Origin of the sequence: Streptococcus sp. E24BD, from assembly GCF_041807825.1 — a bacterium.
Classification (GTDB): Bacteria; Bacillota; Bacilli; order Lactobacillales; family Streptococcaceae; genus Streptococcus; species Streptococcus entericus.
This window is the reverse complement of sequence record NZ_JBGTZB010000003.1, coordinates 59,429-79,497: the sequence shown is the minus strand read 5'-3', so window position 1 is coordinate 79,497 and position 20,069 is coordinate 59,429. Positions and strand designations below refer to the sequence as shown.

Here is a 20,069-nt window from a genome sequence, read left to right as displayed (position 1 = left end):
TAGTATAGCACAAGTTGACTGAAAAACCAAGATGAGGCACATCAGCCTATCAACTGAGCAAAAAACTGCCTCTAACCATCACAGTTGCAAGCAGTTTTTTATCACTATTTGTTTTTAATCTCGGAAATTTACATAAATTAAATTATGTATAAAATTATTTCCAAAATCTTAGGATTTACTAATTGTCACAACGGTTCCCTCACCGACTTGGCTGGTAATCGTCAGCTCAAGCTCCAGCTGGGTCAGGATGGTCTTGGTCATGTAAAGTCCGAAGCCTGTCGCCTTTTGGTACTCATGACCATTGTAGCCTGTGAAGCCCTCCTGCCCTAGGCGTGGTAGGTCTTCTGGCAGAATTCCCAAGCCCGTATCGCTGATAACCAGCCCTTTTTCTGACAGGCTGATAGTAACAGCACCGCCTGGTTTGTTGTACTTGAGGGCGTTGCTGAGGAGCTGTTCAATGGCAAAGCTGAACCATTTTTTATCCGTGTCGAGCTGCCAGTCTCCCTCGATGGCCACGCAAATCTCCTGACTAAGGAACTGAACCCGATAGGCCTTAACCAAATCAACTATCACTTGTCTCACATCGACACGAGCAAAACGAAAATCTAGTTGTTGCTTGCTTAGCTTGAGGTAGTTAAGCAAGTTAGCCAGATAGGTGTCCAAGTGGTGGAGCTGAAGTTGGACATCTTGTGGGTTAAGCTGGTCAGTCTGTACCATGAGAGACAGAGCTGACAGGGGGATTTTCATCTGATGGGACCACATCTTGATGATGGCTTGTCGCTGGGTATCCCTTTGGGTCAGCTGACTCTGCTCCTCCTCATAGGTTTGAGCCTGCTCTGCTAAGAGGGTGAGAAAGGCGCGCTCACTAGGCTCTGATAAATCCTGCAAGATCTCTCGATCATAGTGCGCCAGCGCCAGCATTTTCCGCCGAAAAGACAGGAAAAGAAAGGTGCTAAGACCAGCCAAAATGAGCAGCACCAACCAGAGGCTAAAGAGAAAATAGCTCATGGGCAGGCCGTAAAGGGAGAACTGACCGAGAAAGAGAGCAATGGTGAGGCCGACGGTCAGGTAGAGCCAGCGGTATTCACGAAAAAAGTCTCTCAGCATAGGCGGTAGCCCTCCCCACGGATGGTGACGATACGGTCAAAGTCCACGTCACGCAACTTCTTGCGCAAGCGGGTCATGTTGACACTAAGCGTATTCTGGTCGATAAAGTCGCCGCCCTCCCACAGTTTGTCTAGCAGGGCCTCTTTGGTCACGGTTTGGTGGGCTTTTTCAAATAGCAGATCTAGGAGCTTGGTCTCGGTCGGACTGAGCTGGATCTGCCCTGTGGGACTGGTGAGGAGCCCGTCGAGGCTGAGCGTGAAGCCCTCAAACTGCCGATGACCGCTGTCAAATTGCTGAACACGGCGCAGGACAGCGGCCAACTTGGCCTCCAAAACCGCTAGCGAAAAGGGCTTGCTGATAAAATCATCCGCCCCAGTCGTCATGGCGGTTACCGCACTGACCTCATCGTCCTTACTGGAGATAAAAATGATCGGTACAGTCATGGTCTGTCGAATCCGCTCCGTCCAGTAGAACCCATTAAAATAAGGCAGACCGATATCCATCAAAATCAAATCAGGCGAAAAAGCTGTCAACTCCGTCAGAACATCTCGGAAATCTTGCACCTCCTGCACCTGATAAGATTGGCTAAAATGCTTTTTTAACAGACCAACAATGGTCGCATCGTCTTCGATAATGTAAAGTTTAGGTTGTGTCATAAGTTTATTATAGCTGAAAAAGTGGCTAGAAGCCACTTTTTACTGTCCTTTTTCATTCTGTTTTTCCAGCCACTTTACGGCTTCTTCTTGCGCCTTATCGGTCAGAACATCAGGCTGGATAGGAGCGTTGTCATAGGTTTGCCCTTTGCGGTTGACCAATTTACTGGTCGTGATAACCAGACTAGCCCCGTCATAGAGATAGACGGGTAAATTGCCTGTGGTATAGCCAGCTGTGGCTTGACCGAAAAAGCGTGCCCTGTCCAGACCCTGAAAACTCATGGCTGTAATCTCACCAGAACTGCCTGTCTTTTCGTTTATCAGAACTGCAACGGGTACATCAAGCTTCTTGACCTGACCGAGGTCAAAGGTCTGTCCGTTGCTGAGACGATTCCCCGCTAAGTTGATCGACTGACGTTGCCCATCCCTATCTTCAAAGCTAAAGAGCTGACCGTCTGGCAAGACTGGCGACAGCCCCAACAACATGGGGCTCATGTCTCCGCCACCATTGTCCTGCAAGTCAAGAATCAGTCCCTGATAGTCTTGTGCCGCTAAGGCATCTCGTACGGTTTTAGCGTACTCTTGAGAACTTGTGGGATCAAGGCTGACCCATTCTGGTAATTTGAGGTAGAGAATATCCCCTGACAAGACTTGACTGCTGGGCATAACAGAGCTCGACTGACTGACCTTTTCCTGTTTCAGAATAAAGCTGTGCTTGCCTCCTGCGACAGCAAGGGCAGGCTTGAGCAGAGCTAAACTCTCCTCGTAGGAGGTACTGGTTTTTAGCTGGTCTGCAGTCTCTGCTTTTATCGCCTGCCACTCCTTACCTCTAGCATAAAGCCCTAGGCGATCAATCTGCTCCAGACCTGCTAAGCCATAGCTTGTTGGACTCGGTGGCAGTAGATAGATGTTGTAACGAGGTCCGAAGTAAGCTAACATGCCCAGCCCCACCGTCGCAAGGATAACAAGTGTTCCAAGGATTCCCAAAAAAACTTTTCTCACGATTTACCTCTCAATCATGCCATAGTAGACCCTGCTGGTCAGCTTGTAGATGGCAAAGTAAATCACTAGAATCACAAGAATGGCTAGACCGCTAATCTGATAAACGATCACCGTATCGGTTACTCCAAAAAGCAAGAGCATCTGTTTAATCATGGTTAAGGCGACCAAGAAATGGATAATCGCCATCACAATCGGCATGAAAAAGACGGCTAAAACCTGTGAATTGATGGTCTTTTTGACGGATGCCTTACTCATGCCAACCTCTTGTAGGATTTTATAGGATTTCTTGTCCTCGACACCCTCGCTGTACTGTTTGTAGTAGATAATCAAGGCAGCACCTGCTAAGAAGGCCGTGCCTAGGAGGAAGCCTGTGAAGACAAAGCCTCCCATTTCAGCCAGCAGCATGGACAAATGCTCCTCTTTACTCTGTAAATCAAGCTCTGAGTTTGCAGCTAGGGTTGCTACTTCTTCCGCATTCAAATCCAGATGAACAGGGTAGGTTACTAGCCACTCGCCACCACCGACTTGGAAACCACCGCCGCTGTTAAAGGCATTCAGGGCATCCATCATCTCCTCATCACTGCTAAAGACCCAGACAGCAGCACTATAGAGGTTAACCGTCACAGGAACCGTCACGTCTTTGAAATTCTTAACATTGCGGTAGGAACGCCCAAAAAAGTCAATGGTTTCAATCTGGCTTTCTTCCCTCTGAAGCCAAAAGGCGGTTTCTCCGCTCTTGAGCTGAGGCAGGTCATTGCCCAGAGCCCGAAAGTCATCCTGGGTCATCAGCACCACAAAGGACAACTGGGCAGCATTGATGTTCTTGTTTTGAAGGGTCTCAGCAGTCACTTGCCAGTGCTTACCAGCCCCTACGTTAACACCGATAAGGCTAGTCATATAAGGGATGGCGGTTTTGGGAGCATAGCCGAGCTGGTCAACAACCTGCGTCTGATAGGCGGCTTCGACCTCTGCTCTGCTATTTCCCGATAGGGTCACCGTCGCACTGCGTGGAAAGAGGCGGTTAACCTGACCAGTCGCTGACCCGTAGAGAGAACTGGTCGTTGCGATTGCCACAAAGGACATGACCGCTAAAAGAGTGATGTTAGCTAATCCAACCGCATGTTGTTTAATTCGAAAGAGCATCTGGCTAGTGCTGACAAAATGCTCAGGCTGGTAGAAATAAGCCTTGTTAGCACGGCGACGCTTGAGGAACCAGGCCACAAAGGCCATGTAAAAGAGATAGGTTCCGATGATGACCAAGATCACCGCCACAAAGAAACGAAAGAGAACCGCTAGAGCCGCAACCTTACTAGAGGTCAAAGACAGGGCGTAACCACCTCCCAGAGCGAGAACACTCAAGAGAGCCAGCAGGATATTGCCACGAGGTTCACGCTCCCCAGCCTCGCTGGAGCGAAAGAGCACCAGAGGAGAGGTTTTGCCAACCTTGATCCAAGACAGAATCATCAAGAGTCCAAAAATCCCAAGGAATAAGAGGGCATTGATAACCAGCCCTGCCCAGCCCGGTTGGAACTGCAACTGGTTATAGTGGGTGATGTTGGCAAATAAGAGGTAAAAAAGATTTGAAAACCCAAGGCTGACCAGAGAACCGAGGCCAACCAAGGCAAGGGCGGTAAGAATCAGCTCCAAGCTAGCAATCAGGGCAACTTGCCCCTTTCGCATGCCTAGCATATTGTAGAGCCCGAACTCCCGCGTCCGTTGCTTGATGAGAAAGTTGAAGCTGTAAATGGACATGATGATGGAGAACAGCATCAAGATAGTGATAGCTAGGCTCATTGCCGTTGTCCCATGCTTCATTTGCCTCACTACAGGACTAAACTGGACGAGGAGCGTTGACCCAGTCAGGGTATAGAGCACTAAACTCGCCAGTAAAAAGGGGGCGTAGATAGTGAGAGAATTTTTGATATTGTTGACTGCTAATTTTAAGTAAAACACCTTAATCACCTCCTAAGAGCAAATAAGCATCGACAGTCCCGTAAACGGTCGTGATAAGAAATGGTCATAACAGTTACCTTTCAATCATACGGTAATAGGTTCTACTGGTCAGTTTATAAATGGCAAAGTAGAACACGATAACACCTAAGATAACGAGCCCACTGACGGTATAAATTAACACGGACGAATGAACAGCGAAAAGTGCCAACATCTGTTTCAGCATGGTCAGAGCTAGTAAGAAATGAAGCACAGCAATGACCAAGGGCATAAAGAAGACCGTCAGAACTTGAGAGTTGATGGTGCCTTTGACGTCTTGACGAGACATCCCAACTTCCTGTAAAATCCGATAAGAACGCTTATCTTCGTGCCCTTCGCTATACTGTTTGTAGTAAATAATCAGGGCAGCTCCAAGCAGAAAGGCGATGCCTAAGAGAAAACCGACAAAGAGGAAACCACCTGTAAACCCGATTGCCACCTCGTGAAAATCTTTCCTCGTCAAGACAGTTGCGATGAGTTCGCCATCAGGGGAAAGCAAATCAGCATTGCTCGTTTTCAGGTCTTGCAACTCTTCTTCTGTTAGGGTCATAAAGACCTGATAACGCGAATCAAAGGGCATTGGTGGATTTTTCAAACTCGTATGGGCTTGATAAAGAGCATCACGTACCTGAGCATTTTCCACTACAAGCAGAACCGATGAGACGGTGTTAAGCAGGTCAGAATAGCGAGCTGTTTTAAGATTATCCTTAATCGTCAGATGATACCCCAGAAACTCAAAACTATCCAGCTGATTGGCGCCGTTTGGCTGGTAAAAATAGGCTTGACCAGGTGCCAAGTCGGCGACCTCATTACCAAACTTGCGAAAATCTTCTAAGCTAACCACATAGAGATAGGATAAACCCAAGCCATCTCCGTTTGACCTCGCATCCGCTGTCGCCACAAACTGCCGCCCCTGCCCTAGCTGAACAGGAAACATGGTCACTTGATAGTTAATGTAGGGCTTGTGCTCTGGCAGTTTATCCAGCACATACTTTTGAAAATCAGCTCGCCCTTGTCCCTCCTCTTCAGCGACGAAACGTATTTGAGTATTGGTGTCATCGATGTAGAGACGATCCAGATTGCTTATCATGCCTGTGTGGAGGGCTACTGTGGTGGCAATGGTCACAAAGGACATGATGGCCAGCATGGTAATATTGGCTAACCCTGTCGCATGTTGTTTCATGCGGAAAATCATCTGACTAGTCGTGATGAAGTGCTCGGGCTGGTAGAAATAAGTCTTATTAGCTCGGCGATGTTTCAAAAACCAAGCGATAAAAGACATGTAAAAGAGGTAGGTACCGATGATGACTAAGATCACAGCGATAAAAAAGCGACCAAGCAGCAAGAGCCCTTCCGCTTGATGAGAAGTTAAAGACAAGGTATACCCACCACCTAGGGCTAGCAGACTGAGCAAGGCTAAAAAAGCATTGCCCTTGGGCTCACGTTCACCACTTTCTGCTGTCTGAAAAAGCACTAAGGGTGAGGAGGACCTGACCCTACTCCACCCGATCAGCATCAATAGGGCAAAAATCCCTGAAAAAATCATGCTGTTGGCCAGAAAACCCAGCGATGAAAGGCTGAAATCAAGATGGTTTCCTCTGACCAGGTGGATAAAGATGAGGTAAAACACATGGGCAAAACCACTGCTCAACAGGCTCCCAAGGCCTAGGACAATGAGCAGGATGGCAACCAGCTCCAAACTAGCGACAAGACCAATCTGTCTCTTGTTCATGCCCAACATGTTATAGAGTCCGAACTCACGACTACGTTGCTTGAGGAGAACATTAAAACTATAAATGGCAACAATGACGGAAAAAAAGCTAAGAACAATTGTTGCTAAAGCCAATGTGATGGTGCCTTGACGCATGGTCTTCACTATCGGACTAAATAGCACCAGTAACGTTGACCCATTAAGCAAGTAGAGGACTAGACTAGCTAGGATAAATGGACCAAAGGCTTCTTTAGCATTTTTGATGTTATTGAGCGCTAATTTTAGATAAAACATCTCAGTCACCTCCTAAGAGGGCTGACATGGAGAGGGAGATGTCCTTGGCAAAGTCATCATTGCTGCGTTGCCCTCGGTAAATCTGATGGAAGATCCTGCCGTCCTTGATAAAGAGTACCCGCTTGGCGTGGCTGGCAGCCTTGGCGGAGTGGGTCACCATGAGGATGGTTTGCCCATCACGGTTGATGGCTTCAAAGAGATTGAGCAGGTCTTCCGAATTGCGGTAGTCCAACGCCGCAGTCGGCTCGTCCGCTAAAATCAGCTGTGGACGGGTAATCAAACTTCTTGCAATCGCCACCCGCTGCTTCTGCCCACCGGACAGTTCAAAAGGACGCTTGTCCAGAAGGTCTGCGATGCGGAGCTTAGGAGCAAGGGGAGAGAGTCGACTCTCCATCTCCTTGACCGCTGTCCGACTAAGCACCAGCGGCAGATAAATGTTGTCCCGCACCGACAGGGTGTCCAGGAGGTTAAAATCTTGGAAGACAAAGCCCAGATTGTTCAAGCGAAACTCGGAGAGCTTGCTGTCCTTAATCTGCGTGATGTCTTGACCATTCAGCACCACCTGCCCCTTGCTTGGCTTGTCCAAGGTCGCTAGAATATTGAGCAAGGTCGTCTTCCCAGACCCGCTCTCCCCCATGATGGAGATAAACTCACCCTCCTCAACCGCAAAATCCACATCTTGCAGGGCACGAACTTCCGTTTTTGAAAATCGGGTCTTAAAAACCTTCTCCAAATGATTAACTTGTAGTAGCATAATGACACCCCTTTGTTTCTTGATACTATTATTATACCCCACTCTCTTAGCCCGTGCGCTTACAGGATTGTAAGGTTTATTTTTGGGAAAATGGAAGAGCATTACACAGGATTTTCAACTCATTGAAACCGCTCTATTTTTTTGCGAAAGCTACTAAAACATGCTATAATAAAACGACAACTAAGCAAAGGAGATGATTATGGCTATAATAAATCCAAAAGTAATTAAAGGAGCTATAAAGGTTGGAAAATTTGCTCTAGGTGCTGCACAGGCTCTTGAATTTGCTCAACCCCATGTCGAAAAAGCCCTCGACCGCCATCATGAACACAATAAAGAACTCATCACCGTTCCTCAGTTTATCGGAACAGACCTCGACCAAGCTAAAAATGCCCTCGAGAAATTAGGCTTTAACGTGGTGATTACCCTAGTCAAACCAGACAAGCGTTGGGTAGATAAACGCCCCAATGAAGTTGTTGATATGCAACCAAAAGCCGGTCGTCTTCACCCTAACACTATTATTAACCTCTATTACGTTGATGCTGATATTATTGATCAAAGCGATGGAGAGGTCGACCTCCCAGTCCTTGCAGGTATGATGTTAGACGATGTGCTCGAGTTACTGGAGAAAAAAGGATTTACCGCTTCCAAAGTCATCGCGGAGCCTCGTAAAGACTGGGCTAATAAAACGGTTGGTCTCGTTGTTGATAACGACCCTAAGCCGAACCTTTTGACCAAGGTGACACAACAAGGAACTGTGATCCGTGTCTTTTACCTAACTGAGGAGGTTATCGCCCAGAGCCAGGCCCTCGTCGACAAGGACAAAGCTCAACAAGAACAGCTTCAAAAAGTCATCGCAGACGGTCTAGGACTGGCTGGGAAACTCGTCGGTGACAACATCAATCAGTTAGGTAAGGTTGCAGATGGTGCTGGCAGAGTGATTGGTGATGTCGGCAAAAATCTCCAAAACTTCTTTAATCAGAAAAAATAGAAATCATAAAATTCCCTCGATGTCTTGCCACTTCGAGGGAATTTATTTCTTTTTTTAAGGTGATGTATTGTGGTGTGTCGTTAAAACTGCCAAATCAAGATTATCATCATTTTGAATGGCTTAGCAGTCGCATGGCTTTCTCCTAAACGGTCAAAAAACGGTCCAAATCATTCAGTGCTCGCTCCGCAATTTTCTCATAGCGGGCTTTTTTATCGCGAATACGCTCGCCCTCCAGCTCCTTGATAATGCCAAAGTTGACATTCATGGGTTGGAAATGTTTGCTGTCGGCATGGGTCACATAGTAAGGCAAACTACCGATAGCCGTCGTCTCTGGGAAGATGACGGCTTCTTCGCCCTTGAAGAGACGAGCGGCGTTGATACCAGCCACCAGACCGCTGGCAGCTGACTCGACATAGCCTTCAACGCCTGTCATTTGCCCAGCGAAAAAGACATTTGGACGAAGTTTAGAGCGGAAGGTCTGCTCCAAAAGGGTCGGCGAATCCATATAAGAATTGCGGTGCATGACCCCATAGCGGACAATTTCGGCATTTTCCAGCCCTGGAATCATCTGGAAGACCCTCTTCTGCTCCCCCCACTTGAGATGGGTTTGGAAACCGACGATATTGTAGAGGCTGCCAGCTGCATTGTCCTGACGGAGCTGGACAACAGCATAAGGGGTCTTGAAGTCGCCATCTCGAGGTCCCTCGTAGTCATCAGGATACTCCAAGCCCACTGGTTTCATTGGGCCATAGAGCATGGTCTTGATGCCCCGCTTGGCAATGACTTCGATGGGCATACAGCCCTCGAAGTACTTCTCCTTCTCAAAACTGTTGAGTGGCGCCTCTTCAGCAGTGACCAATGCTTCATGGAAGGCTAGAAACTCCTCCTTAGTCATAGGGCAGTTGAGGTAAGCCGCCTCACCCTTGTCGTAGCGGCTCTTGAGATAGACCTTGCTCATGTCGATGGTATTTTTATCAATAATAGGAGCAGCCGCGTCATAGAAGTAAAAACCAGCACCACCATTGAGATCGTGAATCTTAGCCGCTAGGCTGTCGCTGGTCAATGGACCCGTCGCAATCACCGTGATGGCATCTGTCGGAATCTCAGTAATTTCTTCGCGAATGACCTCAATCAGAGGGTGGTTGGTCACTTCTGCCGTCACAAGAGCTGAAAAGCCTTCGCGGTCAACAGCTAGCGCTCCGCCAGCAGGCACACGGGTCGCTTCTGCTGCTCGCAGGATAACCGAGTCCAAACGGCGCATTTCTTCCTTGAGGAGCCCAACCGCGTTGGTCAAGCTGTCCCCACGCAGAGAGTTCGAGCAGACCAGCTCAGCAAAGTTGTCTGTCTTGTGCTGGGGCGTTGCCTTGACCCCACGCATTTCATAGAGCTTGACAGGAATGCCCCGCTTGGCAATCTGGTAGGCCGCTTCAGACCCCGCCAAGCCTGCTCCGATAACGTTGATGTAGGTTGCTGTCATGATAGTTTCCATTTCTAATGTTTGTCTTTATTGTTTAATTTATATAAAACAGCTGACGTTTCAAGGGTTAAAAGGCTACCTACGATAAATTTTCTTGATCTCCTGAATCCTTTTTCGTGTTCACCGCAAAAATAAGCACCTGTTTGATGAACCTCTTTTTCACAGGTCAATTCTAAACATTTCTTAATGATTACTTCACTCATAACTTTCTATCCTCCAATGATAATTGTGTAGCTGTTTCAATAACTTTCTCAATATTTGTCGTCACATCCGAAAATGAGTTTCTAAAATACGAACTATTTCCCTTGCTAAAATTATCCAGTTGCCAAGCTAAACAACGACCGTCATTTGTGTAAGGAGTAAAGAAGATGTCTTTGACGAAGGTTTTATAATTGGTTAAACACGCTATAATAGCATCCATTTCTTCCAAAGCCGTATAAGTGATTACTGTCAACTGAACAAGGGCATTTAAGTAATTAATTGTTTGAGGAATCCGATATTCTAGAATAGTACTATCACGATTAGATAAGTTAGGATTCGTGTAACTGGTCACATCAAGGTGTAGAGCCAACATTAATCTAGACCGTGTTTCATTTGTCTGTTCAATGGCTGAAATGAGCAATTTTTGCTTAACGGCGTCATTTCTAGAAACTAGAGCTTCAATGACAAGTTGACGAGCTGTGAAAAAGCCTGCGTAACGATCGGTATATTGTCCTTGTTCCACACGAGCAAGAACACCCGCAATATCTTCTAACTGTCTAACAATCTGGCCCAACTGAGCTTGAATAGCTGATAAACCTGTCAAAGGTGCCAATTGCTCAATCTCACTCGGAACTAAGTCAACTTGATGAACAATTTTCCCAGTATGAGCATTTTTTAGGACACCATAAAGAGTACCTGTTTCTTTACGCGTGCCAATAACCCACTCTCCTTTGGCCAACTTGTCCTTGGCATAATCAGTCAAACTTGCGACATACTCTACATCACCTTTCTTATCAGAATTTGTTAAACGTTCTAAAAGTCCATTTTCTTGTACCACTTGAAACATTTTTTCCGATAATCTATTTGCTGTAACACGTTGTAGAGGGGCTAGAGACAAATAACGCAAATCATAACGATAGAGACTAAGCTCATTAGGATTCAAGACAAGCTCTTCTTTTGGGGGAAGATATAAATCAAAACTAGTCATTAATTATTCTCCAAATAAAACTCAAACCGATCGCCAACGTACTGACTACGGACATACTCGAAAGGCTGACCATCAGTGAAATAAGACACTTGAGTCAGTGCCAAAATCGCATGTCCTTTGGTCACATCCAGATAGCTAGCTACCCGTTCGCTAGCCGTTTTGGCATAGATAGTCTGCTGGCTCTTGCCAATGGCATAGCCGTTTGCGGTTAAGGTTTGGAAAAAATGTTCCGTGATGTCCTTGCGGTCAACCCCCTTAATCAGCTTTTCAGTAATGCTTGCAACTTCATAAACCAAAGGTAGATTATCCGCATAGCGTACCCGCTCCATACGAATGACTTGCTCACCAGCTGATAAGCCCAACTGCTGACACTCCGTCTCACTAGCAACCTTTCGTTGATAGGAAATTAAGCGACTGGATGGTAAACGCCCTTGTGAGGTCACGATTTCAGTGAAAGAAGTCGTCCCCCTCATCTTCTCCTGTACACGTCGGCTAGCAACATAAGTCCCAGATCCGACACGGCGCTCTAAAACACCTTCATCAACGAGTAGAGTGACCGCCTGACGCAAGGTCATCCGACTCACCCCAAATGCTTCTGCCAAATCACGTTCGCTAGGCAAACGATCACCAACAGACCACTTTCTCTCATCTACCTGTTTTTTCAACTCATCTCTGATGATCATATAAGCTGGTAACATGCTATCTCCTTACTTGCTAATTGGTATAGCTAGACACCTTTCATTATAACATAAATATTCCTAGAACAAACGTTCCAACTGATTTTATATATTTTACTACAAAAAAAGTGCTGTCTATGGTAAAATAGAGAGGATAATTGCTTTTTGATAGAAAGGAAGCCCATGACCACTACTTCTACCCCAGATGTGCAAAAAATTATTGTTCTCGACTACGGTAGCCAGTACAACCAGCTGATCACTCGCCGTATCCGTGAGTTCGGTGTCTTTTCGGAATTGCTTAGCCACAAAATTTCTGCCGATGAGGTGCGTGCTATCAAGCCTATCGGTATCATCCTATCTGGTGGTCCAAACTCTGTTTACGAGGATGGCAGTTTTACCATCGACCCTGAGATTTTCGAGTTAGGCATTCCCATTCTCGGTATCTGCTACGGCATGCAGTTGATTACCCAAACCTTTGGGGGGAAGGTCGTGCCTGCTGGGCAGGCTGGTCACCGTGAGTACGGGCAAGCGCCACTCCAGCACGACAAGATGTCCGCTCTCTTTGGCAATACGCCTGAGGAGCAACTGGTACTTATGAGCCACGGTGATGCGGTAACGGAAATCCCAGACGGGTTCGTTCGCACAGCCGTTTCTGCCGACTGTCCCTATGCCGCTATTGAAAATGACGATATCAAGGTTTACGGTATTCAATTCCATCCAGAGGTGCGCCATTCTGTCTACGGAAATGACATCCTGAAAAACTTTGCAGTTACCATCTGTGGAGCCCGTCAGGACTGGTCTATGGACAACTTCATTGACATGGCTATTGAGAACATCCGTGCCACTGTCGGCAACAAAAAAGTCCTACTGGGACTGTCTGGTGGCGTTGACTCCTCTGTCGTTGGGGTCCTCTTGCAACGCGCCATCGGTGACCAACTGACCTGTATATTTGTCGATCATGGTCTGCTCCGAAAAGGTGAAGCTGACCAAGTCATGGACATGCTGGGTGGCAAGTTTGGACTGAAGATTATTAAAGCTGACGCTGCCAAACGCTTCCTCGATAAGTTGGCTGGTATTTCTGACCCAGAACAAAAACGTAAGATTATCGGCAACGAATTTGTCTATGTCTTTGATGATGAAGCTAGCAAGCTCAAGGATGTCAAGTTCCTCGCCCAAGGAACACTCTACACGGACATCATCGAGTCTGGAACTGAAACGGCTCAGACCATCAAGAGCCACCACAACGTTGGCGGTCTACCCGAAGACATGCAGTTTGAGCTGATTGAACCCCTCAACACCCTCTTCAAAGATGAAGTCCGTGCCTTGGGAACCGCTCTTGGTATGCCTGATGAGATTGTCTGGCGGCAACCATTCCCAGGACCAGGTCTTGCCATCCGTGTCATGGGGGAAATTACCGAGGAAAAACTTGAGACCGTCCGTGAATCCGACGCTATCCTGCGTGAGGAGATTTCCAAGGCAGGACTTGATCGTGACATTTGGCAGTACTTCACTGTCAATACCGGTGTCCGCTCTGTTGGCGTCATGGGAGATGGTCGGACTTATGACTACACCATCGCTATCCGTGCCATCACCTCCATCGACGGCATGACCGCTGACTTTGCTAAAATTCCGTGGGATGTCCTGCAAAAAATCTCTGTCCGCATCGTCAACGAAGTCGACCATGTTAACCGCATCGTCTACGACATCACCAGCAAACCACCTGCAACAGTTGAGTGGGAGTAAACTAGTCCTGTGGACTAGTTTAGCCTCTAATCCTAAAAAGCTGATACTAAGAGCTTAAGCTTAACTCATTTGAACTAACAGCATTTTAACAACTGTATAAAATATTAAAACGAGATAAAATGGTTTGAACTGTCTCCAAATTGTCTCCAAAAAGAAGTCCTCTAGGGCTTCTTTTTTTAATACTGATAAATTGTAAAATATAGTGCAACAAAAAAACTCATAGCGTTTCTGTCGTGTAAACTGTACGTAACCACACTACCAGAACACGAGGAAACCTATGAGCTACTCCCATGAACCATAAAAGAGCGAATAAAGATAGAGACTTATTTAGAATTAGGGTTGAAACCTCATCAAATTGCTAGTAAACTTGGCGTCCATAAGTCTACCATCTCAAGAGAGTTAGAACGGTGTCCGGCTGCTTATTCCGCAGACCTAGCCCAGAAACATGTTGACCAAAAGGCTAAGCAAAAAGGACGACAGTCTCGTTTGACCCCTGAGTTAAAAGCGGAGATTGAACAAGGTTTGAGAGCCTCTTGGTCTCCCGAACAGATTTGCGGTCGCTATCGGCTGGAAGACAAGCCAATGGTCGCTTTTAAGACCATCTATAACTGGCTCTATGCTGGCTTGATCGACATAGAACTCAACGTCTTACGTCGCAAAGGAAAAAGCCGACAACCCAGAGAAACTCGTGGGAAATTCATGATTGGAACACCGATTTCCAAACGCCCTAAAGAAGTTAAGGACCGTCAGACTTTCGGTCNATCCATGTTTTCAGCCATCGAACAACTCCTGACGTTATTTCCAAAAGAAGCCTTTAAAACCTTTACTTCAGATAGGGGGAAGGAATTTGCCTGTTATCCCTTGGTGGAAAACTTAGACATTCCTTTTTACTTTGCGGATTCCTATTCGTCTTGGCAAAGAGGGTGCAATGAGAACGCCAATGGTTTACTGAGGGAATATTTCTCCAAGAAAACCGATTTGGCTGCTATTTCTGATGGACAATTGGCGAAAGTCTTATTTGACATCAATAACCGACCACGAAAATGCTTGGCTTACAGAATGCCCTCGGAAGCTCTCATAAATGAGTTGGGATAACTGTTGCACTTATTCTTGCAATTTATCTAATACTAAAAATAAACATAAAAAACTAAAGTGAGCTTCGTTGAATTGAAACTCACTTTAGTTTATTTATTTTTTATCAATTAGAACTCAATATCGCCAAACAAGTCAGCCATAGAGAAACCAGTTTGTGTTTCTGGTAATTCAAAGTCACGTTTTTGCTCACGGCGTGGACGACGTGAACGTGACTGACGTTTTTCACCATCTTCACCAGAACGCTCTTCAAGAGCCTTGATAGACAATGATACGCGCTCTGCTTCAGCATTAACTTCAAGAACTTTTACAGTTACTTCTTGACCAACTGAAAGAACTTCTTTTGGTTTTTCGATGCGTTTGTGTGAGATTTGTGATACGTGAACCAATCCGTCAATACCTGGTAACACTTCAACAAAAGCACCGAAGTCTGTCAAACGTTTCACTTGACCTTCAATCACATCACCAGTAGCAAGTTTTTGCTCAACGCCATCCCAAGGTCCAGGGGTTGTTGCTTTAAGTGACAATGACACACGACCAGCTTCTTCATCAATCGCCAAAACTTTAACATCAACTTCTTCACCAACAGTTACAACTGATTTTGGAGAAACGTTGCGCTCGTGTGACAATTCAGTCACGTGAATCAAACCGTCAACTCCTCCGAGTTCAACGAAGGCACCAAAGCTTGTTAAACGAGCAACCTTACCAGTAACAACTGAACCAACTTCCAGTTTAGAGAAGGCTTCTTGACGAGCTACTGACGTTGTTTCTTCAACAACATCACGACGTGACAAGATGAAACGGTTATCTGCAGCTGAAACTTCTTTAATTTTTGCGTCAAATTCTTGACCAACAAATTTTTCAGTGTTACGGATAAAGCGGCTGTCAATCATAGACGCTGGAATAAATCCACGAAGTCCTTCAAACTCAACTGAAAGACCACCCTTAACGGCGCGTGTCACTTTAACATTAACCACTTCACCTTCACGACCAATCAATTTGTCCCAAGCCTTACGAGCTTCCAAACGTTTTTTAGAGACGAGGAAAGTCACTGTATCAGTATCTTTACCTACAACTTGACGAAGAACAAGCACTTCGAGTGTTTCGCCAGCTTTAACAAGGTCGTTGATGTCTGCATTACGGTCATTTGTCAATTCACGGAGTGTCAAAACACCTTCAACACCTGTACCGCTAATGATAAGGTTAGCTTGACCATTATCAACAGTCAATACTTCAGCAGTGACAACATCACCTGGGTTCACTTCGCTAACACTGTTTAGCAAATCTTCAAATTCATTCATTCTAAAAAATCCTCCAACAAAAGCTAGCTCGCACTAACCTTTGACAACAAAAATATTTCTCTAGGTCGCTGAAAATCAGCTGGGCGAACCGTGACCAAGACTGGGGTAGCTGGATTCGAACCAACGAGTGACGGAGTCAAAGTCCGTTGCCTTACCGCTTGGCTATACCCCAAAAAATGGGAAGAGAGGGATTCGAACCCCCGAACCCGAAGGAGCGGATTTACAGTCCGCCGCGTTTAGCCTCTTCGCTATCTTCCCATACAACAAGAATCAGTTTACCACAATTTCTTGTTGATTGCAAGCCTTTTAAGCTATTTTTTAGTGATTTAAGTTGTATTCTTCAACAATGTGTGTGATCGCCAAATCCAACGTTTTGAAAAAACTATCAACCTTATCATTTTTTAAGGTAACAAATTTATTATCCAGCTCTGCAATGCGCCCAATGACACGTTTGCCAATAACGAGCTCAAACCCTTCAACTTGCTGCCCTTCCACAGTTACTTGAGCATCTGTAACCTGAACGTCAATTTTTTTATCCTTTTTACTCATGGTTTCACTTCCTTTCTATGGTTATTTTACAGGAAAATAGCTGAGCTTACAAGCTTGATTAGTCCCTTCAACAGCCTATCTGCTCTGCTATTTCTCTACGGCTTAATCAGTTGCCCACCAATGGCCTCGACATGTACCAGACCGCCCATGTCATAGATGGTTATAAAACCAGCGTCACGCAAGATTTTCGTTGCCTGTGCTGAGCGAATGCCTTTGAGGCAGTGGACATAAATCGGCGTGTCCTTAGGCAGGTCTGGCAGTTTTCCGGCTTCCATATCGGTGATTGGAAAGCTCTCGGTGATACCAAAATTACCTGAGTCATACTCTGCTTTCGAGCGGACATCGTAGAAAACGGCACCATCTGCAACAGCCTGCTCGACATCGGCAAAGCTAATCTGATGTTTCTGAGCATCAGGACCAGCCTTGCTCCAATCGATACTAGTTGTTGCCCGCTCTGTCTGTGCGGGTGCTGGCTGACTAGTCTGCTGATTAGCGCAAGCCGCCAGGCTTAGCCCTACCAAGGCTAGGAGAGATAATTTTTTCATAAAATACTCCGTTCATATTTCAGTAAAAATCTTGCCTCTTACGGAAGATGGAAGTAATCAGTTAGCTTAAAGGTCGCACCATCACAATCTCTTCATCATCTCCTTCAGAGGTTGCTTGGAAACCAAGTGAGTTAGAAAATCGCCTAGTGGCTGGATTGTCAGCTGTGTAGCATAGCCGAACCTGCTGGTAACGACCGTCTGCTAGCATGACATCAAAAACCTGTAACATGGCTTGACGCCCATAACCTCGTCCCTGGTATCTTTCGTCGATGAAAAATTGGCTAAGCTCATAGGTCTGACCTTTGGGGTAATCATAGTAGAGTACCATCCCGATAGGGACATCATCATGAAAAATGATAAACACACGGCTATGCTCTGCGCGATAGGCATAGGCTCTGGCTAAAATCCTTTCACGAGGAGCAACGAAAGATAACTGATTAGCCGAAACGGCTAGGTCTACTCGCCAATTCTCAGGGGTAATCGTCTCTAAGCGAATCATGTTTGACCTCATTTTAGCATACTAGCTCTTGCCACACCAATCTCTGAAATCGTGTCCGAGATGAAGCTGCCGTTGCTGGTGCGTTCGGACTGACCGAGCTCTGCTAGGTTGATGGTATAAGTCGCGCCTGCTTGGTCCACTACTTGCAAGACTTCTGTCTGCTGACTGGTTTCTGTGCTAAACAAATCTAGCTCTGTAGCTTCTGACTGGACACTGCCTGCCGCAAAGACACGGTGAGGTTTGGTCTTGAGCTCACGGAGGACTTGAAGGCCTCGACCTGCCCGCTTGGCGGTTGGGATGTCTGCGACAGCCATCCGCTTGAGACTACCTCTCTGGGTCAAGAGGTACATGCTGCTACTGGTCACGACAAAGCTTGTGGCTACTTGGTCACCGTCCTTGAGGTTGATGGCCTTAACCCCTGCGGCCTTACTGCCGATCACTGGGACTTCTTCGACGTTAAATCGCAGAGCGTAGCCATTGGTTGTCACGACCATGATGTCATCCAAGGCAACTGGCGAGAGGGACACCACACGGTCGGTGTCATCCTTGAGCTTGGCAAACTTGACTGACTTAGACTTGTAGGTTCGCCAAGGGGTAAATTCTTTTCGCTCTACCCGCTTGATTTGCCCTGACTGCGTGGTGGCAACGTAGGTCGTCGTGTCAAATTGGTCAACAATCTCAGCATAGAGCACCTGCTCCTGCTGGTCAAAATTGGTCACTGTTTGGCTCAAGTGCTCTCCAATGTCCTTCCACTTGGTATCTGTCAACTCATGGACAGGACGGTAGATGACATTGCCGAGGTCTGTGAAGACCAGCAGGTGCTGGGTCGTCTTGGCCTGTGCCAAGAAGATCAGCTCATCATCTTCACGCTTGCCGATTTCCTCTACCGTAGAGGCAGAGAAGGAGCGTGGGCTAGTGCGCTTGAGGTAGCCTGCTCGGGTCACGCTGACATAGGTCTCCTCCTCGGCGATGAGGCTAGCTGTGTCAATCTCGATAGACTGAGCTTCTGCCTGCAGCTCTGACAGACGTGGACTGGCAAACTTTTTCTTAACGTCACGGAGCTCTCGCTTCATCAGGTGGTACATGGTCTTCTCGTCACCGATGATGGCGGATAAAGTCGCAATCTGCTCACGCAAGCTCTTGTCCTCTTCTTCTAGGGTGACAATGTCGGTATTGGTCAGGCGATAGAGCTGGAGGGTCACGATAGCTTCTGCCTGCTCCTCGGTAAAGTCGTAGGAGACCTTGAGGTTTTCCTTGGCGTCAGCCTTGTTATCACTAGCACGGATGAGGGCGATGACCTCATCCAGAATGGACAGTACTCGAATCAACCCCTCAACAATGTGAAGTCGCCGCTCTGCTTTTTCCTTATCAAACCGAGATCGCGCAACGATGACCTCCCGCCTGTGGGAAATGTAACTGGTCAATATCTTGGCTAAGCCGACCTGACGAGGGGTGAAGTTGTCAATGGCGACCATGTTAAAGTTATAGTTGATTTGCAGGTCGGTGTACTTGAGAAGGTAGTTGAGAATGGTCTGGCTATCGGCATCTTTCTTGAGCTCAATGGCAATCCGTAGGCCGTCTCGGTCACTCTCATCACGCACCTCGGCAATTCCTGGCACCTTAGCATTGACCCGCACATCATCAATCTTTTTAACGAGGACAGCCTTATTGACCTCATAAGGAATCTCGGTAATGACAATTTGCTCCTTGCCGCCCTTAAGGCTCTCGATAGCGGTTTTTGACCGCACCACGACCCGCCCTTTTCCAGTCTCGTAGGCCTTTTTAATCTCGTCCGCCCCTTGGATAATCCCCCCTGTCGGGAAGTCAGGCCCCGGCAGGAACTCCATGAGCTTGTCAACCGTGGCATTGGAGTGGTCAATCAGGTAGACCACTGCGTCAATGACCTCAGCCAAATTGTGCGGTGGGATGTCGGTGGCATAACCAGCCGAAATCCCTGTCGCTCCATTGACCAGCAAGTTTGGAAAGGCTGCTGGCAGGACAGTCGGCTCTTTTTCGGTGTCGTCAAAGTTCCAAGCAAAGGGAACCGTTTTCTTGTCAATGTCATTGAGCAAGAAGCTGGACACCTCGGACAAACGTGCCTCCGTGTACCGCATGGCCGCCGGCGGATCCCCGTCCATAGAACCGTTGTTCCCGTGCATCTCAACTAGAATCTCACGGTTTTTCCAATCCTGCGACATGCGGACCATGGCCTCATAGATGGAACTGTCCCCGTGAGGGTGGAAATTCCCCATGATGTTCCCGACAGATTTGGCCGACTTGCGATAGCCCTTATCGTGGGTGTTGCCGTCCTTGTTCATGGAGTAGAGAATCCGCCGCTGCACGGGCTTTAGCCCGTCACGAATATCAGGCAAGGCTCGCTCTTGAATAATGTATTTGGAGTAGCGCCCAAAACGCTCTCCCATGATGTCCTCTAAGGACATGTGTTGAATGTTTGACATAGTAATTCCTGTTTGTTTTTTATGATAATCGCCGTCTAAA

Annotated in this window: 17 protein-coding genes, 2 tRNA genes and 1 pseudogene; 3 read left to right on the top strand and 17 right to left on the bottom strand. The window is 46.9% G+C overall.

Annotated features, from left to right (window positions below):
* Positions 1–168: 168 nt before the first annotated feature.
* From ACERC5_RS01365 to ACERC5_RS01340, 6 genes are all read right to left on the bottom strand, one after another.
* Positions 169–1,107: a sensor histidine kinase gene (locus ACERC5_RS01365; RefSeq protein ID WP_373659955.1), complete on the bottom strand. Its 939-nt coding sequence runs from the start codon at positions 1,105–1,107 to the stop codon at positions 169–171.
* On the bottom strand, positions 1,101–1,763 hold the full coding sequence (locus ACERC5_RS01360; RefSeq protein WP_373659363.1) for a response regulator transcription factor: 663 nt from the start codon (positions 1,761–1,763) through the stop codon (positions 1,101–1,103). Before ACERC5_RS01360 ends, ACERC5_RS01365 begins: the two co-directional genes overlap by 7 nt.
* Before the next feature lie 39 nt (positions 1,764–1,802).
* Entirely contained in the window at positions 1,803–2,762 is a 960-nt protein-coding gene (locus ACERC5_RS01355; RefSeq protein ID WP_373659362.1) for a S41 family peptidase, read from the bottom strand.
* A 3-nt stretch (positions 2,763–2,765) separates the two neighbouring features.
* Entirely contained in the window at positions 2,766–4,715 is a 1,950-nt protein-coding gene (locus ACERC5_RS01350; RefSeq protein ID WP_373659954.1) for an FtsX-like permease family protein, read from the bottom strand.
* 73 nt (positions 4,716–4,788) lie between these two features.
* Positions 4,789–6,756 carry an ABC transporter permease gene (locus tag ACERC5_RS01345; RefSeq protein ID WP_373659953.1) on the bottom strand — a complete coding sequence of 656 codons (1,968 nt, stop codon included), beginning with the start codon at positions 6,754–6,756 and terminating at the stop codon, positions 4,789–4,791.
* Between the two features lies 1 nt (position 6,757).
* Complete coding sequence (locus ACERC5_RS01340; protein WP_373659360.1) at positions 6,758–7,510, bottom strand: ABC transporter ATP-binding protein; 753 nt, start codon at positions 7,508–7,510, stop codon at positions 6,758–6,760.
* Positions 7,511–7,709: 199 nt separating this feature from the next.
* On the opposite strand from ACERC5_RS01340, the gene ACERC5_RS01335 reads away from it, so the two are divergent.
* Entirely contained in the window at positions 7,710–8,498 is a 789-nt protein-coding gene (locus ACERC5_RS01335; RefSeq protein ID WP_373659951.1) for a PASTA domain-containing protein, read from the top strand.
* A 142-nt stretch (positions 8,499–8,640) separates the two neighbouring features.
* Here the strand turns inward: ACERC5_RS01335 and trmFO are convergent, their stop codons facing one another.
* The 4 genes from trmFO to ACERC5_RS01315 are packed head-to-tail and all read right to left on the bottom strand — an operon-like array spanning position 8,641 to position 11,862.
* Positions 8,641–9,975 (bottom strand): methylenetetrahydrofolate--tRNA-(uracil(54)-C(5))-methyltransferase (FADH(2)-oxidizing) TrmFO, encoded by a 1,335-nt coding sequence (trmFO, locus tag ACERC5_RS01330; protein WP_373659371.1) that lies wholly within the window; start codon positions 9,973–9,975, stop codon positions 8,641–8,643.
* Positions 9,976–9,989: 14 nt separating this feature from the next.
* Entirely contained in the window at positions 9,990–10,178 is a 189-nt protein-coding gene (locus ACERC5_RS01325; RefSeq protein ID WP_373659358.1) for a hypothetical protein, read from the bottom strand.
* On the bottom strand, positions 10,175–11,164 hold the full coding sequence (locus ACERC5_RS01320) for a hypothetical protein (protein WP_373659357.1): 990 nt from the start codon (positions 11,162–11,164) through the stop codon (positions 10,175–10,177). The genes ACERC5_RS01325 and ACERC5_RS01320 overlap by 4 nt, the downstream gene beginning before the upstream one ends.
* Positions 11,164–11,862: a GntR family transcriptional regulator gene (locus tag ACERC5_RS01315; protein WP_373659356.1), complete on the bottom strand. Its 699-nt coding sequence runs from the start codon at positions 11,860–11,862 to the stop codon at positions 11,164–11,166. Before ACERC5_RS01315 ends, ACERC5_RS01320 begins: the two co-directional genes overlap by 1 nt.
* Before the next feature lie 162 nt (positions 11,863–12,024).
* On the opposite strand from ACERC5_RS01315, the gene guaA reads away from it, so the two are divergent.
* Both guaA and ACERC5_RS01305 read left to right on the top strand, forming a co-directional pair.
* Positions 12,025–13,584 carry a glutamine-hydrolyzing GMP synthase gene (gene guaA, locus ACERC5_RS01310; RefSeq protein ID WP_373659355.1) on the top strand — a complete coding sequence of 520 codons (1,560 nt, stop codon included), beginning with the start codon at positions 12,025–12,027 and terminating at the stop codon, positions 13,582–13,584.
* Positions 13,585–13,861: 277 nt separating this feature from the next.
* Positions 13,862–14,679, top strand: a pseudogene (locus ACERC5_RS01305) (IS30 family transposase).
* Positions 14,680–14,786: 107 nt separating this feature from the next.
* Here ACERC5_RS01305 and rpsA read toward each other — a convergent pair.
* The 7 genes from rpsA to parC all read right to left on the bottom strand — a co-directional run bounded on the left by rpsA (position 14,787) and on the right by parC (position 20,029).
* Positions 14,787–15,977 carry a 30S ribosomal protein S1 gene (rpsA, locus tag ACERC5_RS01300; RefSeq protein ID WP_373658321.1) on the bottom strand — a complete coding sequence of 397 codons (1,191 nt, stop codon included), beginning with the start codon at positions 15,975–15,977 and terminating at the stop codon, positions 14,787–14,789.
* A gap of 100 nt (positions 15,978–16,077) precedes the next feature.
* A tRNA-Gln gene (locus ACERC5_RS01295) sits at positions 16,078–16,149 on the bottom strand.
* Positions 16,150–16,154: 5 nt separating this feature from the next.
* Positions 16,155–16,235, bottom strand: a tRNA-Tyr gene (locus ACERC5_RS01290).
* A 60-nt stretch (positions 16,236–16,295) separates the two neighbouring features.
* Positions 16,296–16,526, bottom strand: a complete 231-nt coding sequence (locus ACERC5_RS01285) for a DUF2969 domain-containing protein (protein ID WP_373658320.1) — start codon at positions 16,524–16,526, stop codon at positions 16,296–16,298.
* Between the two features lie 95 nt (positions 16,527–16,621).
* Entirely contained in the window at positions 16,622–17,071 is a 450-nt protein-coding gene (locus ACERC5_RS01280; protein ID WP_373658319.1) for a rhodanese-like domain-containing protein, read from the bottom strand.
* Between the two features lie 61 nt (positions 17,072–17,132).
* Complete coding sequence (locus ACERC5_RS01275; protein ID WP_373658318.1) at positions 17,133–17,570, bottom strand: GNAT family N-acetyltransferase; 438 nt, start codon at positions 17,568–17,570, stop codon at positions 17,133–17,135.
* 8 nt (positions 17,571–17,578) lie between these two features.
* Positions 17,579–20,029: a DNA topoisomerase IV subunit A gene (gene parC / locus ACERC5_RS01270; protein ID WP_373658317.1), complete on the bottom strand. Its 2,451-nt coding sequence runs from the start codon at positions 20,027–20,029 to the stop codon at positions 17,579–17,581.
* Positions 20,030–20,069 lie beyond the last annotated feature (40 nt).